Source organism: Pedobacter cryoconitis (assembly GCF_014200605.1).
In the GTDB taxonomy this organism is placed as follows: Bacteria; Bacteroidota; Bacteroidia; order Sphingobacteriales; family Sphingobacteriaceae; genus Pedobacter; species Pedobacter cryoconitis_B.
In genome coordinates this window covers 280,900-294,167 of sequence record NZ_JACHCE010000005.1, presented here as the reverse complement: position 1 = coordinate 294,167, position 13,268 = coordinate 280,900, and the positions used below count along the sequence as shown (strand labels likewise).

The 13,268-nt window shown below is 37.5% G+C and carries 12 protein-coding genes and 1 tRNA gene; 5 read left to right on the top strand and 8 right to left on the bottom strand.

All coding sequences use genetic code 11. The features are described 5' to 3' along the window. Window positions 1-8: 8 nt before the first annotated feature. The 3 genes from HDE68_RS16870 to HDE68_RS16860 all read right to left on the bottom strand — a co-directional run bounded on the left by HDE68_RS16870 (window position 9) and on the right by HDE68_RS16860 (window position 3,226). A complete protein-coding gene (locus HDE68_RS16870; RefSeq protein ID WP_183883391.1) occupies window positions 9-1,160 on the bottom strand; it encodes a prolipoprotein diacylglyceryl transferase in 1,152 nt (383 codons plus the stop codon). Window positions 1,161-1,190: 30 nt separating this feature from the next. After that, a complete protein-coding gene (gene mtaB / locus HDE68_RS16865; protein ID WP_183883390.1) occupies window positions 1,191-2,510 on the bottom strand; it encodes a tRNA (N(6)-L-threonylcarbamoyladenosine(37)-C(2))-methylthiotransferase MtaB in 1,320 nt (439 codons plus the stop codon). Between the two features lie 143 nt (window positions 2,511-2,653). Next, window positions 2,654-3,226: a UbiX family flavin prenyltransferase gene (locus HDE68_RS16860; RefSeq protein WP_183883389.1), complete on the bottom strand. Its 573-nt coding sequence runs from the start codon at window positions 3,224-3,226 to the stop codon at window positions 2,654-2,656. Between the two features lie 459 nt (window positions 3,227-3,685). Here HDE68_RS16860 and HDE68_RS16855 point away from each other — a divergent pair. Next, window positions 3,686-3,762: transfer RNA gene (locus HDE68_RS16855), tRNA-His, on the top strand. A 164-nt stretch (window positions 3,763-3,926) separates the two neighbouring features. Beyond that, window positions 3,927-4,400 (top strand): ribonuclease HI, encoded by a 474-nt coding sequence (gene rnhA / locus HDE68_RS16850; protein WP_183883388.1) that lies wholly within the window; start codon window positions 3,927-3,929, stop codon window positions 4,398-4,400. Between the two features lie 58 nt (window positions 4,401-4,458). On the opposite strand, the gene fbp is transcribed toward rnhA, so the two are convergent. The 4 genes from fbp to HDE68_RS16830 are packed head-to-tail and all read right to left on the bottom strand — an operon-like array spanning window position 4,459 to window position 7,115. Further along, window positions 4,459-5,490, bottom strand: a complete 1,032-nt coding sequence (gene fbp, locus HDE68_RS16845) for a class 1 fructose-bisphosphatase (RefSeq protein WP_183883387.1) — start codon at window positions 5,488-5,490, stop codon at window positions 4,459-4,461. Window positions 5,491-5,513: 23 nt separating this feature from the next. Then, window positions 5,514-6,005: a metallophosphoesterase family protein gene (locus HDE68_RS16840; protein ID WP_183883386.1), complete on the bottom strand. Its 492-nt coding sequence runs from the start codon at window positions 6,003-6,005 to the stop codon at window positions 5,514-5,516. Window positions 6,006-6,026: 21 nt separating this feature from the next. Then, window positions 6,027-6,731, bottom strand: coding sequence for a tRNA1(Val) (adenine(37)-N6)-methyltransferase (locus HDE68_RS16835; protein WP_183883385.1), 705 nt, complete (start codon window positions 6,729-6,731; stop codon window positions 6,027-6,029). After that, a complete protein-coding gene (locus HDE68_RS16830) occupies window positions 6,732-7,115 on the bottom strand; it encodes a VOC family protein (protein ID WP_183883384.1) in 384 nt (127 codons plus the stop codon). Between the two features lie 425 nt (window positions 7,116-7,540). On the opposite strand from HDE68_RS16830, the gene HDE68_RS16825 reads away from it, so the two are divergent. Both HDE68_RS16825 and HDE68_RS16820 read left to right on the top strand, forming a co-directional pair. Then, window positions 7,541-9,724, top strand: a complete 2,184-nt coding sequence (locus HDE68_RS16825) for a glutamine synthetase III (protein ID WP_183883383.1) — start codon at window positions 7,541-7,543, stop codon at window positions 9,722-9,724. A 105-nt stretch (window positions 9,725-9,829) separates the two neighbouring features. Next, window positions 9,830-11,011: an AIR synthase related protein gene (locus tag HDE68_RS16820; RefSeq protein WP_183883382.1), complete on the top strand. Its 1,182-nt coding sequence runs from the start codon at window positions 9,830-9,832 to the stop codon at window positions 11,009-11,011. Between the two features lie 72 nt (window positions 11,012-11,083). Here the strand turns inward: HDE68_RS16820 and HDE68_RS16815 are convergent, their stop codons facing one another. Continuing rightward, the gene (locus HDE68_RS16815) at window positions 11,084-11,806 is read right to left on the bottom strand and encodes an AraC family transcriptional regulator (protein WP_183883381.1); all 723 of its coding nucleotides are present in this window, start codon (window positions 11,804-11,806) and stop codon (window positions 11,084-11,086) included. Window positions 11,807-11,964: 158 nt separating this feature from the next. On the opposite strand from HDE68_RS16815, the gene HDE68_RS16810 reads away from it, so the two are divergent. After that, window positions 11,965-13,260: a PepSY-associated TM helix domain-containing protein gene (locus HDE68_RS16810; protein WP_183883540.1), complete on the top strand. Its 1,296-nt coding sequence runs from the start codon at window positions 11,965-11,967 to the stop codon at window positions 13,258-13,260. Window positions 13,261-13,268 lie beyond the last annotated feature (8 nt).

Sequence of the window (13,268 nt, the reverse complement as noted above, 5' to 3'; positions counted from 1 at the left end):
TTTTAAATTTAGCTTGTTTGTGTGTTTTTATTCTTAATTGAGAACGCAACAAGTAGCAGGCCACAGACAAACAGGACAGATGAAATTAGCTCTGCCTGAGTAAAAGAAAGACCCGCAACATGGTATTTTGAATTGACACGGATCAGTTCCACGAAAAATCGTTCTACACCGTTCATCATTAAATAAATACCGAACATCATTCCAGGAAGTTTAATCTGGTGGCGGATACGCCAAAGAATAAGAAATAAGATAAAGCATACAATCACCTCATAAATAGGTGTAGGATATACCGGCAGAGGTAATACATTACAAAATTTGCCCATACAGCCTGGAATAGGAACGCCTTCCATCGCCACGTTATTTGGATAAGTATATGCCCATAACCAGTCAGGCAACCAGTTAAATGGCTTAGGGTTCATATTTACGATTCCCCAGTCTCCGTCACCAGACATATGACAGCCAATTCTGCCGACACTATAAGCCAGCATCATACCAGGCCCGCCGACATCCAGCATATGTAATGGTTTAATTCCATTTTTCTTTGCGATATACAATACTGCAGCGCCACCACAGATCAGACCGCCATAAAACGTAAGTCCGCTGAAAGAAAGTAAACCACCTATTGGATCTTTGATAAAAGTATCCCAATGCTCCAGATTGTCAAATATTTTCGCGCCCAAAAAACCCCATACTGCTGCCCAAACGATCATATTACCCATTAACTCGTAAGGATGTTCGGTAACTTCTACCTTTTTAGGCTGGGCAAGTTTGAATTTATTTTTTTCTTTATAATCCCAGTAGGCAAATAACCCTGCAAAAAACAAACCACCCAGAATATTTCCTTTAAGCGACAATAACACAGTCTGTGCATCACTGACAAACAAGCGATAGTTCAATAGCGCATAAACCAGTTTATAGCCGATCAGAAAGCCGAATATGCAGTTATAAAAAAGTTCTGTAGTCGTTGCGGGTTTACCGATAGTGATTATCCTCTTAACAGGATGCAATAAACCCAATGCTTCCTTCCTTTTCAGTTCCTGAGTAAAAGCCCAGTAACCTGCAATAAAAGCCAGGGCGACAAATACACCAAAAGTATTAAAAGGCAGTGGAACCTGTATACCAAAAAGATATTCTATAAAATGGGAAACGGTAGGAAACATACGCGTATATTTTTTAACGCGAATATAAGATTAATGTGCTAAAACTTCTTGAATTTCCATAACTTCTACCTCACCATCAGCAGTTAATTCCACAAGTTTGACAATTTTAATTTCATTAACCATTACAGGATCATATTTAGCTTTTACCTTAACGTAATTCTTAGTAAAGCCATGCATGAAACCATTTTTCTGGTCATCCTCAAATAAAACTTCTCCGACAGAACCAATTTGTGACTGATAAAATGCTCTGCGTTTCTTATCAGATAAAATATGAAGCATTTTACTTCTGTCTGCACGGGCACTGCCAGCAACAACACCGCTCATATCTGCGGCTTCAGTCTGCTCACGTTCCGAATAAGTAAATACATGCAGATAAGAGACATCCAGTTCATTCAGGAACTGGTAAGTATCTAAAAAGTCTTCATGTGTTTCTCCAGGGAAACCTACAATTACGTCCACTCCAATACAGCAGTTAGGGATCAGTGCTTTTATTGTCGCTACACGTTCTGTATACAGATCTCTGCGGTAGCGTCTTTTCATCAACCCCAGGATCTTATCAGAACCAGATTGTAAAGGAATATGGAAATGTGGTACAAATCTTTTGGAAGCAGCTACAAAACTGATAATCTCATTACTCAATAAGTTCGGCTCAATAGAAGAGATACGAATTCTTTCAATTCCTTCAACTTCGTCCAGCGCTTTAACCAGATCAAAGAATTTATCTTCGCGTTTACCGCTGCGAATTCCAAAATCACCAAGATTTACTCCGGTAAGTACAATTTCCTTTACGCCGCTTTCAGCAATTTGTTTTGCACGGTTCACCACATTTTCAATGGTATCACTTCTGCTCCCCCCTCTTGCAAGCGGGATAGTACAATAAGTACATGGATAATCACAGCCGTCCTGAACTTTCAGAAACGTACGTGTTCTGTCACCTATAGAATAAGCAGCTATAAAATTATGATTTACTTTTTCAATATTTTGCTGATGAATAACAGCTTTTGGCAATTTTGTCAGATCTGAAATATATTCTACAATACGGAATTTCTCAGCAGCACCCAATACCATATCCACACCTTCAATTTCAGCAATTTCAACAGGTTTTAGCTGTGCATAACAACCTACAATAGTTATATAGGCATTTGGTGCATATTTAAGTGCTTCCTTCACTACCTTACGGCACTTTTTATCCGCATGCTCTGTAACAGAACAGGTATTGATGACATATACATCTGCCCCGTCAGTAAAATCTACTACAGCATAACCTGCATCAGTAAAAAGACGTCCGATAGTTGAAGTTTCCGAAAAGTTTAACTTGCAACCCAGTGTATAAAATGCTACTTTTTTCATTGAAATTTATTGTTATGAGGCCGATAAATAGCTATACAACATTATATAATGTTACGCATACCAGCATTTATCCGAAGTGCAAAGATAACTTTTTAGATTAATGTTTTTATAACCTCAAACATTTGTGCATTGTCAAATTATGCCTATACCTTGTTCTCGTTCCAGCGGAAGCTATCTTGTTCTAATCCGGCAAGGTCTATCACTCTGCTTACAACAGTCTGAGCAACTTCCTCGATAGTTGTAGGTATACTATAATAAGAAGGGCTTGCCGGGCAGATAATCCCTCCTGCTTCAGTAACAGTTTTCATATTATTAATATGAATCAGACTAAAGGGTGTATCTCTGACTACAGCAATCAGTTTTCTGCGTTCTTTTAAGACTACATCTGCAGCTCTGGAAATTAAGTCATTGGATATGCCATGGGCGATTCGTCCCAAAGTCCCCATAGAACAAGGAATAATAATCATGGTATCAAACTTTGCAGATCCGGAAGCAAAAGGAGCATTAAAATCCATCTTCTGATAAAAATCAAAAGGATAATTATCATAATCGCTATTCCCTAATTCAAAACGCCAGACTTCTTTTGCATTGTCAGACATGACCACACCTACAGTTTCTATCTGGTCAGCTAATTGCTGGAGATTGTTTAATAAAAGCCTGGCATATACAGAACCGCTGGCACCGGTGATCGCAACAATGATTTTCTTCTTCTTCATAGAGCCGATAAAGATACGGAACCTGTAGAAACAAAAAAGGGCCGAAAATAAATTTCCGGCCCTACATCTACCTATGAAAAACATACCCTCGAAAGGGTAAGCTCAAATGTAATATTCTTTTCTAACAAAAAGAAAATTTTAACACTTTTTAAGATTTTATGATACAATTATGCTAATTGTCCTGCTTACACTATCCCTGGGCCGTCTGCTTTGGATGAAGATAGCATAAAATCAAACAATCTTTTCAAAAATAGGATGCGAAAATCACGATACCGAAGAATAACATTTTGTCAAAAATCTATTTATCTGCCCTGCCGGCCTTAAATCGAACATATATTTCAAAAAAAATTAAAATTTAAAATACTGTCTATGAATAGTTTAAAAAATAATTCAAAATTTAGTTCATAAATATTTGTTAGCGTAATTAAAATTCGTACTTTTGTCAAACTGAAAAACACGGTGGTTTTAGCTCAGTTGGTTAGAGCATCGGTTTGTGGTACCGAGGGTCGTGGGTTCGAGCCCCATATTCCACCCCATTATAAAATCAGTAAAAGCAGTCTTTCGAGACTGCTTTTTTTGTTTACAACATATTTTATATGTCATCCCTCCCTCACCTCCATTTCCATTTTCTTTCGTAATTTAGGCCCTGCAAGTACAAAATTGCTTATACTAAAATTTAAAATAACCTTAAAAAACAATAATGATTGAAATCTACACTGACGGCGCAGCAAGCGGTAACCCCGGTCCGGGAGGTTACGGAGTAATATTACGTTCAGGCAGTCATTACAAAGAACTTAGCGGAGGTTTCCGCATGACTACTAATAACAGAATGGAATTACTTGCTGTTATTGAAGGCCTGCAAGCTATCAAACAACCAGGCGCACAGGTTACCATCTATTCAGATTCTAAATATGTAGTAGATTCAGTAGAAAAAAAATGGGTATTCGGATGGGTAAAAAAAGGGTTCAAGGATAAAAAGAATAAAGATCTCTGGATTCGTTATCTGGCCGTACACAAATTACACGACATTAAATTCATCTGGATCAAAGGACACAATGATCATCCCGAAAACGAAAGATGTGATGTAATGGCAGTGGCAGCCTCTAAAAACAAAGCTACCCAGCAAATCGATACCGAGTTTGAAGCAGAAAAGAACAGGGCAACCTTACTATAAAACAATAAAGGGGTGATAAAAAAAAATTATCACCCCTTTACCTTATAATATTATAAAACTAAGCGATCTTGGTATTGGAATCAGAAACAGCATAAGTTGCCATCATTTCTTCAGCCATCTTTACCATCTTTTCCGAACCGATAAAAATAGAAGATCTCTGATGCAGTTCAACCGGCTCAATTTCCAGTATTCTTCTGAAACCGTCAGAAGCCGTACCACCAGCCTGTTCTACAATAAATGCCATTGGATTACATTCATACAATAACCTCAGCTTTCCATTCGGAGAACTGGCCGTAGTCGGATAGATATAAATACCTCCCTTAATCAGGTTACGATGAATATCAGCAACCATAGAACCAATATATCTCGAAGTATATGGCCTGTTAGAAGCCTCATCATGCACCTGAGCATATTTAATATACTTCTTTACGCCCATTGGAAAATGCACATAATTACCCTCGTTAATTGAGTAAATACTACCATCCTTAGGAACTTTCATATTTGGATGAGATAAACAGAACTCGCCAATAGAAGGGTCCAGTGTAAATCCATTAACCCCTTTACCAGTCGTATAAACCAGCATGGTCGAAGAACCATAAATCACATAACCAGCCGCCACCTGCTCTGTACCTTTTTGAAGTACATCTGCCAGTGTAGCCAAACCTTCCATAGATTTCCTGCGATAAATAGAAAAGATAGTTCCAACAGCTACATTCACATCAATATTCGAAGATCCATCCAATGGATCTATACAAACAATGTATTTCGCATTTTTAGATACCGGAGAATCAATAGGAACAAAATCATCCTCCTCTTCAGTGGCAACAATACAACACTCTCCCCCGCTTGTTAAAGCAGCTATGAATTGCGTATTCGCAAAAACATCAAGTTTTTTCTGCCCCTCTCCCTGAATATTTACAGTTCCGGCATCACCCAGTATATCTACCAATCCTGCTTTGTTTACCTCCCGGTTAACAATTTTTGCGGCAATTCCAATATCTCTCAATAATCTGGAAAGCTCTCCCTTTGCGTAAGAGAAATCAGCCTGTTTCTCAATAATAAACTGTCCTAATGTTTTTATACCCGACATATATACTTAGTGTACTTTATACGTTACCTATTACCTATTTCTATGGCCTCTAAGGTATGGATTTTTTCTTCCGAAATACAAAAACGAATTAAAGTTTTAACTTTATGCCAGCCAGATTTACCCGCTGCACCAGGGTTTATATGTAAACAACCTATTTTAGGATCAAACATCACTTTTAAGATATGGGAGTGACCAGTGATGAACAGCTTCGGGGGGTTAGTGTATATTTCACCCTTTATATCCGGAGCATATTTCCCAGGATATCCACCAATATGAGTCATCCATACATCCACATTTTCACAGTTAAAACGCAGATGCTCTGGAAACTCCGCTCTGATCTCCTGACCATCAATATTTCCATACACCCCTTTGAGTGGTTTGAACGCTTTTAACTTTTCTGCGACATCAGGTCCGAAATCACCCGCATGCCAGATCTCGTCACAGTCTTCAAAATGCTTAAATACAGCATCATCCAGATAACCATGTGTATCTGAAATTAATCCAATCTTCTTCATTTAGAACTCGTTTAATTTTAGTTAAAATGCCAGTAAAAAATCTCTTAGCAGATATTTATATTGATCCGTGTATAAATTCTGCGCCTCATATATATATAAATGTTCTTGCAAAGGCTGGTGATTCTCAAAGCCAAGACAGATAATCTGACGGAAAGAAGCTTTAGTCCGGTCTGAATAGACATGAATAATCTTTGAAGGAAAAAGTTTTTGCAGTACCGCATTGACCACAACCTCTTCAGCTTGTTTAACCGGAAGGATCAGCCATAGTAAACCATCTTCAGTTAACATTCCAGCCGCCTTCTTCAATAATGACTCAAAAAAATCTTCACCTGCATGCCTGGCTATCTCTTTTCTTTTTTCCGGGTTCTTTAAATCATTTACAAAATAAGGAGGGTTAGAAACAATCAGTTCATACTTTAAATCTGATTTAAAATCCTCAAAAGAACAATGATCCACTTCGGTTCTATCAGAAAAAGGAGAATTCAAGCAGTTTTTTGAAGCAGTCAGCGCAGCAGATTCATCAATTTCAACAGCATTGACCCGTGCAGTATGAAAACGCTGTGCAAGCATCATTGCAATTACACCAGTTCCGGTACCTATATCTAAAATATTTACCGGAGAAGGATGAGCTGCAACAGCACCAAGAATAACACCATCGGTATTTATTTTCATCGCACAACCAGTCTGATCTGCTTCAAACTGTTTAAATTTAAAAATACTACCCATTTAGTACTGATAAATTTCAAGCGGTAAGCCATCAGGATCAGAGAAAAAAGTAAATTGTTTACCCGTATACTCATCTATTCTCAGGTCTTCTGTCTTTACTCCTCTTGCATTCAGCTCAGCAGCTACAACCGCTACATCATCAACCTCAAAAGCGAGATGTCTTAAACCTGCAGCTTCTGGTCTGGATGGTCTTTCCGGAGGGTTTTCAAAAGAAAACAATTCAATCTGATAATGGCCATTGACAGAAAGGTCCAGTTTATAAGACTTCCGCTCAGCTCTATAAACCTCCTGAACAATTTCTAAACCCAGTATATTGACATAGAAATCCTTACTAACTTCATAATTTGTACAAATTATGGCCACATGATGAATTCTTTTTAACATAGGTGATTTTGTCTTTTAATACAGCTCAAAGGTAAAAAAAAACAACATTCATTATATCACGCTCATTTAAGAGCAAACTGACTGAAATTCGTTTGACAACCTATTTACAAACATTTTATCATTAAAAATTATATAGATTTTAAATTTTGATAAGATATTTAACATATTTTTAGGATTATCTTCACATATATTAGAATATAAATGATTAATTTCCACAAATAAGACTAAATAATCAAACAAAACCAGAAATCACAAAAAGAGCGATTAGAGCTTAAAAAGCACGATTCAACAAACCCAAACTCTAAAAAAAGAACAAAAACGAATCAAATAACATCAATTAATATATTGACATTTGATTTTTTACCCACAATTATTCAATAATTAATTATAAAAATTATATTTTTGATCAAATTTTAAAGAAACTAATGAAAAGCTTAAGGACAAACGCATTAAAAGAGGCACAAACCAGAGTTTCACCAGAAGTTAAGGCTCCATCAGTCAAAATTTCTGAGTTTTTTGGCTCAAACGTGTTCGATAAAAAGAAAATGAAAGATTTCTTATCAAAAGAAGTCTATGAAAAACTAATCTCAGCAATCGATCAGGGTGAATTAATTAATCAGGATGATGCCAATCAGATCGCTACAGCGATGAAACATTGGGCGATGTCTAAAGGAGTTACACACTATACGCACTGGTTTCAACCATTAACAGGCTCAACAGCTGAAAAACATGACTCTTTTTTCGAACCTACGATTGATGGTCCGGTAGAAAAATTTGCAGGTAGTGCTTTAGTACAACAAGAACCAGATGCTTCAAGTTTCCCGAATGGTGGTATCAGAAATACTTTTGAAGCCAGAGGTTACACTGCGTGGGACCCTTCTTCTCCAGCTTTCATTATGGAAAGTAAAGCAGGAAAGACCTTATGTATTCCAACCGTATTCGTAGCTTATACAGGTGAAGCATTAGATTATAAAGCTCCTTTATTAAAAGCATTAAATGCATTAGATAAAGCAGCAGTTGACGTTTGTCAGTATTTCGATAAAGGAATAGATAAAGTAACAGCTTCTTTAGGTATTGAGCAGGAATACTTCCTGGTTGACCTTGCTTTATTTAACGCACGTCCGGATTTAGCTTTAACAGGCCGTACTTTATTTGGTCATATGTCTGCTAAAGGACAGCAATTAGATGATCATTATTTCGGATCAATTCCTGAGCGTGTATTCACTTTCATGGTTGATTTTGAAAATGAAGCCTTTAAATTAGGTATCCCTTTAAAAACACGTCACAACGAAGTTGCACCATTGCAATTTGAATGTGCACCATTATACGAAGAAATCAACCTGGCTATCGATCACAATCAATTATTGATGGATCTGATGGAAAAAGTTGCACGCCGTCATAACTTCAAAGTATTATTACATGAGAAACCATATGCAGGTATCAACGGTTCAGGTAAACATAACAACTGGTCACTAATTACAAACACAGGTAAAAACCTGTTAGCTCCAGGTAAAACACCAAAAAACAACCTGATGTTCCTTGCTTTCTTTGTGAATACAATCAAAGCTGTGCATGAGCATGCAGATTTATTAAGAGCAAGTATTGCTTCAGTAAGTAATGATCACCGTCTGGGCGCTAACGAAGCTCCGCCAGCAATCATTTCTATCTTCTTAGGACAACAATTGAACGAAGTGTTAGATGAAATCGAGCACTCACGTATCAGCAAAAAAATCAAAGAAGATAATGCATTGTGGTTAGGTATTCCTAAAATCCCGCAAATCCTGCTGGATAATACAGATCGTAACCGTACTTCACCTTTCGCCTTTACAGGTAATAAATTTGAATTACGTGCAGTAGGTTCTTCAGCAAACTCATCAGCTCCAATGACTGTTCTGAATTCTATCATGGCAGATCAGCTGGTTAAGTTTAAAGTTGAAGTTGATAAACTGATCAAAAAAGGAGAGAAAAAAGATATCGCCCTTTTAACTATCATCAAAAAATACATCAAAGAATCAAAAGATATCCGTTTCGAAGGAAATGGTTATAGCCAGGATTGGGAAGATGAAGCTGCAAGACGTGGTTTAGCGAATATTAAAACTACACCATTAGCTTTAGACGCTTATATTTCTGAAAAATCTACTGAATTATTTGAAAGAGCCAATATCTTTACTAAACGTGAATTACATGCACGCCATGATATTCTTTTAGAAAGCTATTACAAAAAACTGCAGATCGAAGCCCGCGTTATGGGCGAGGTAGCAAATACAATGATCATTCCTGCTTGTATAGCTTATCAGAACACTTTATTGGAGAATGCAAAAAGCATTAAAGAATTAGGTTTATCAAAAGAAGCTTTAGTTGCTCCATTAGCGATCATCAACAAGTTATCTGACCACTTATCAATCGTAAAGACTACAATTGACGCAATGCTAGAAGCACGTAAAGTTGCCAATACCATTGAAGATTCAAGAGAAAAAGCTATCGCTTACGATGAGAAAGTTAAATCTCATTTTGACACCATCCGTTACAATATTGACAAATTAGAGCAGATTGTAGATGACAGCGTCTGGCCATTACCAAAATTCAGAGAGTTGTTATTTTTAAAATAGAATTCCATTAATTTATTGATATAACCTCTGCTTGTAAAAGAGCAGAGGTTATTTTTTTTTGTTTGAATCGTCTACATTCGGACGTTTCTCTATCTTTGCAGCAATATGAGTGATAACAGGTACAACCAGCGTGGCGTTTCGGCTTCGAAAGAAGATGTGCATCAAGCCATCAAAAACATAGACAAGGGTATTTTCCCACAAGCATTTTGTAAAATCATCCCGGATATACTGGGCAATGATGATACCTTTTGTAATATAATGCACGCTGATGGTGCAGGTACAAAATCCTCTTTAGCTTACGTTTACTGGAAAGAAACCGGTGATCTATCAGTTTGGAAAGGTATTGCACAGGATGCGATCATAATGAACCTTGATGATTTAATCTGTGTTGGTGCCACTGATCATATTTTATTATCATCTACTATAGGCAGAAATAAAAACCTGATCACAGGAGAAGTACTTGCTGCCATTATCAATGGAACAGAAGAAATTCTTGCTGAACTCAGAGAAATGGGTATCTCCATTTATTCTACCGGTGGCGAAACTGCTGATGTAGGTGACCTGGTACGTACCATTATTGTAGATTCAACGGTTACCTGCCGTATCAAACGCGATGAGATCATCAGCAATCACAATATTCAAAAAGGAGATGTTATTGTAGGGCTTTCTTCTTCGGGTCAGGCAACTTACGAAACAGAATATAATGGCGGAATGGGCTCAAATGGCTTAACTTCTGCACGTCATGATGTATTTGATAAATCAGTAGCTGAAAGCTACCCTGAAAGTTTTGATCCTGCAGTACCTTACGATCTTGTTTTCTCGGGTGGTAAGAAACTAACTGATAAAATCCGTATTGATGAAAACACAGAAATTACCATTGGAAAATTAGTACTCTCTCCTACACGTACCTATGCACCTGTAATTAAGAAAGTATTAGAAAAACACAGAAGCCAGATTCATGGATTAGTACATTGCAGCGGTGGTGCACAAACAAAAGTGCTTCATTTCATCAATGATAACATCCATGTGATTAAGGATAATTTATTTCCTGTTCCACCTCTTTTTGAATTGATTCACGAGCAATCAGGAACAGCCTGGAAAGAAATGTACAAAGTATTCAATATGGGACATAGAATGGAATTATATGTACCTCAGGAAATCGCTGATGACATTATAGCCATCTCAAAAAGCTTTAATATCGACGCACAGATTATCGGTCGTGTTGAAGAATCAGCTCATAAACAAGTAACCATTATCAGTGAAAAAGGTCAGTTCAATTACGAATAGATCATAATAGACAAACAGGAAAAGAGGTTGTATCATTCATAGAAAGATGATCAGCCTCTTTTTTTTATGCCCTTAAATCAGCATCAGATCCCACACTAAAACCGAAAACACCAGGCTGACCGTTTTTTTCAGGTATGATGGAGAAAAACTAAATTTCTTCTTAAAAGCTGCAGAAAAATGATTTCCACAGCTATAGCCCACCACAGCAGCAATCTGTTTCAAACTATAACCCGGTTTATTAATTAATAATGTTTTAGCCTTTTGCATTTTAAGTTCACCGGCATAACTATTAATAGTCTGCCCCATGACATCTTTAAAACCCGCCTGTAGTTTGGTCCGGTTCATTCCTGCTTTTTCAGCCAGTCCGGCTATAGAAATATTCTTTGACAGATTCTGACTGATCAGTTTAGCGATCATCTCAAATATGGCAATATCTTTCCTGCTCCATTGATTTACATGCTCAGCAGCCCCTTCTTTGGCCTCAATAACCAAAACAATAAGCTCACAGATCTTAATCTTCGTATAAAAGTTAGCGTATTTGCTTTTACTGCGCTGAGCCAGCTCATCTAATATTTTCCGGATAGCATAAGCAATCTTATACAACTGCTGCCCGCTAAGTTCAAGCGGCAAGTCAGCAGAGAAATTATGGTCAAAAGTATGATCCGGAAGGAACAGTAAAGTTCCTGAATCCATTGACTTTAAACCCGTCTTATTCGCTGCATTATTAGTACGCTTGCTGATTCTGACCGATTCGACAAAGACCTCTTCACCTTCTTTAATATAAACTTCTACCATCCTGATTGCTGATTTCGTATACTTTGCTGCAAAATTCGTAGTTCAAATATACTATTTTTGCTTTCAATTAATAACGAGTCTAAATAAATACAGAAGAATTTTAAGTTAAACGCTCATACCCTGCTTTGATAACATCGCAAACCAAAACACACCAGACAATGATTACCGGAAATAAGCAAAACCCGCAAAAAAAGAAAAAAACAGACTCACTTTTCACCAGGATCAACAAATGGCTGCACCTCTGGCTGGGACTTGTTTCGGGACTGATCGTTTTAATCGTTTGCGTGACAGCATGCATATGGGTATTTAATGAAGAAATTACAGGTTTACTAGAGCCGGAAACGAAAGTAGAAAAACAGGATAAAGCAGTACTCAGCCCCTCTCAGCTAACTGCAATAGGACAACATCTCTATCCTGGAAAGGCACCTTCTTATGCCACTTATCAGCAAGGCCGCGTGATTACCCTTGGTCTGAAAGACCCTAAAGAAAAAGAACGCAGAAGTGGCGGAGTAACTTTAAAAATCAATCCTTATACAGGAAAGGTAATCAGTGCAGTAGAACGTAAAAAGGGAGAAACTGACTTTTTCAGGTTTATCCTCAATGGGCACCGGTTCCTGTGGATGCCTTATAAAATCGGAAGACCGATCGTCAATTACGGAACAATGGTATTTGTTGTCTTATTAATTACCGGGCTCATCTGGTGGTATCCAAAAAAATGGAACAAATCTACACGTGATAAAAGCTTTAAGATTAAATGGGGAGCATCTTTTAAAAGGGTAAACCTCGATCTGCATAATGTACTGGGTTTTTATTCTCTTATTTTCCTCCTTTTTATAGCCTTAACCGGAATGGTTTATGGAATCAGCTGGTACAGCGAAGGTTTATACTGGGTCACTACCGGCGGAGATAAACTTGTTGAATTCAAACGTCTGGAATCTGATTCCCTGCAGGCGAACAAATTCTACACACCAGAAAAAGCAATGGATGCCGCATGGCAGAAAGTCATTGTAAGACATCCTAAATCAGTCGGATTCTATTACAGTTTCCCGGATACTGCTGCAGCAAAATCGTCTATAAATATCAGGGTATATCCTAGCCAGGGACAATTCTATAATAGCTTAAGTTACACCTTTGACCAGCATACTCTAAAAGAACTGAAATCGGATGATATCTATTCTACTTCGTATGCAGATGCTGGTGTGGGTGGTAAAATCCGAAAAATGAATTATGATATCCACGTAGGGAGCATTCTCGGTTTCCCTGGTAAAGTACTGGCCTTTCTGGCCTCTTTAATAGGGGCTTCACTTCCTATTACAGGATTTCTGATTTGGTATGGCCGCAAATTCAAGAAAAAGGGAACTAAAAATACAAAAGCCGAACAACTCAATTCAACGACAACCCCAAAATCCCCGCAAACAAAAAAACCTGAACTACAGGAAGCCCTTCAGGAGTAAACAAAATC

Excerpts from the sequence above, each read along its gene's own strand:
- HDE68_RS16870 (WP_183883391.1), bottom strand. The coding sequence starts at position 1,160 with ATGTTTCCTACCGTTTCCCATTTTATAGAATATCTTTTTGGTATACAG.
- HDE68_RS16810 (WP_183883540.1), top strand. The coding sequence starts at position 11,965 with ATGATTACCGGAAATAAGCAAAACCCGCAAAAAAAGAAAAAAACAGAC.
- HDE68_RS16825 (WP_183883383.1), top strand. The coding sequence starts at position 7,541 with ATGAAAAGCTTAAGGACAAACGCATTAAAAGAGGCACAAACCAGAGTT.
- HDE68_RS16815 (WP_183883381.1), bottom strand. The coding sequence starts at position 11,806 with ATGGTAGAAGTTTATATTAAAGAAGGTGAAGAGGTCTTTGTCGAATCG.
- fbp (WP_183883387.1), bottom strand. The coding sequence starts at position 5,490 with ATGTCGGGTATAAAAACATTAGGACAGTTTATTATTGAGAAACAGGCT.
- HDE68_RS16820 (WP_183883382.1), top strand. The coding sequence starts at position 9,830 with ATGAGTGATAACAGGTACAACCAGCGTGGCGTTTCGGCTTCGAAAGAA.
- HDE68_RS16840 (WP_183883386.1), bottom strand. The coding sequence starts at position 6,005 with ATGAAGAAGATTGGATTAATTTCAGATACACATGGTTATCTGGATGAT.
- HDE68_RS16830 (WP_183883384.1), bottom strand. The coding sequence starts at position 7,115 with ATGTTAAAAAGAATTCATCATGTGGCCATAATTTGTACAAATTATGAA.
- HDE68_RS16835 (WP_183883385.1), bottom strand. The coding sequence starts at position 6,731 with ATGGGTAGTATTTTTAAATTTAAACAGTTTGAAGCAGATCAGACTGGT.
- rnhA (WP_183883388.1), top strand. The coding sequence starts at position 3,927 with ATGATTGAAATCTACACTGACGGCGCAGCAAGCGGTAACCCCGGTCCG.
- HDE68_RS16860 (WP_183883389.1), bottom strand. The coding sequence starts at position 3,226 with ATGAAGAAGAAGAAAATCATTGTTGCGATCACCGGTGCCAGCGGTTCT.
- mtaB (WP_183883390.1), bottom strand. The coding sequence starts at position 2,510 with ATGAAAAAAGTAGCATTTTATACACTGGGTTGCAAGTTAAACTTTTCG.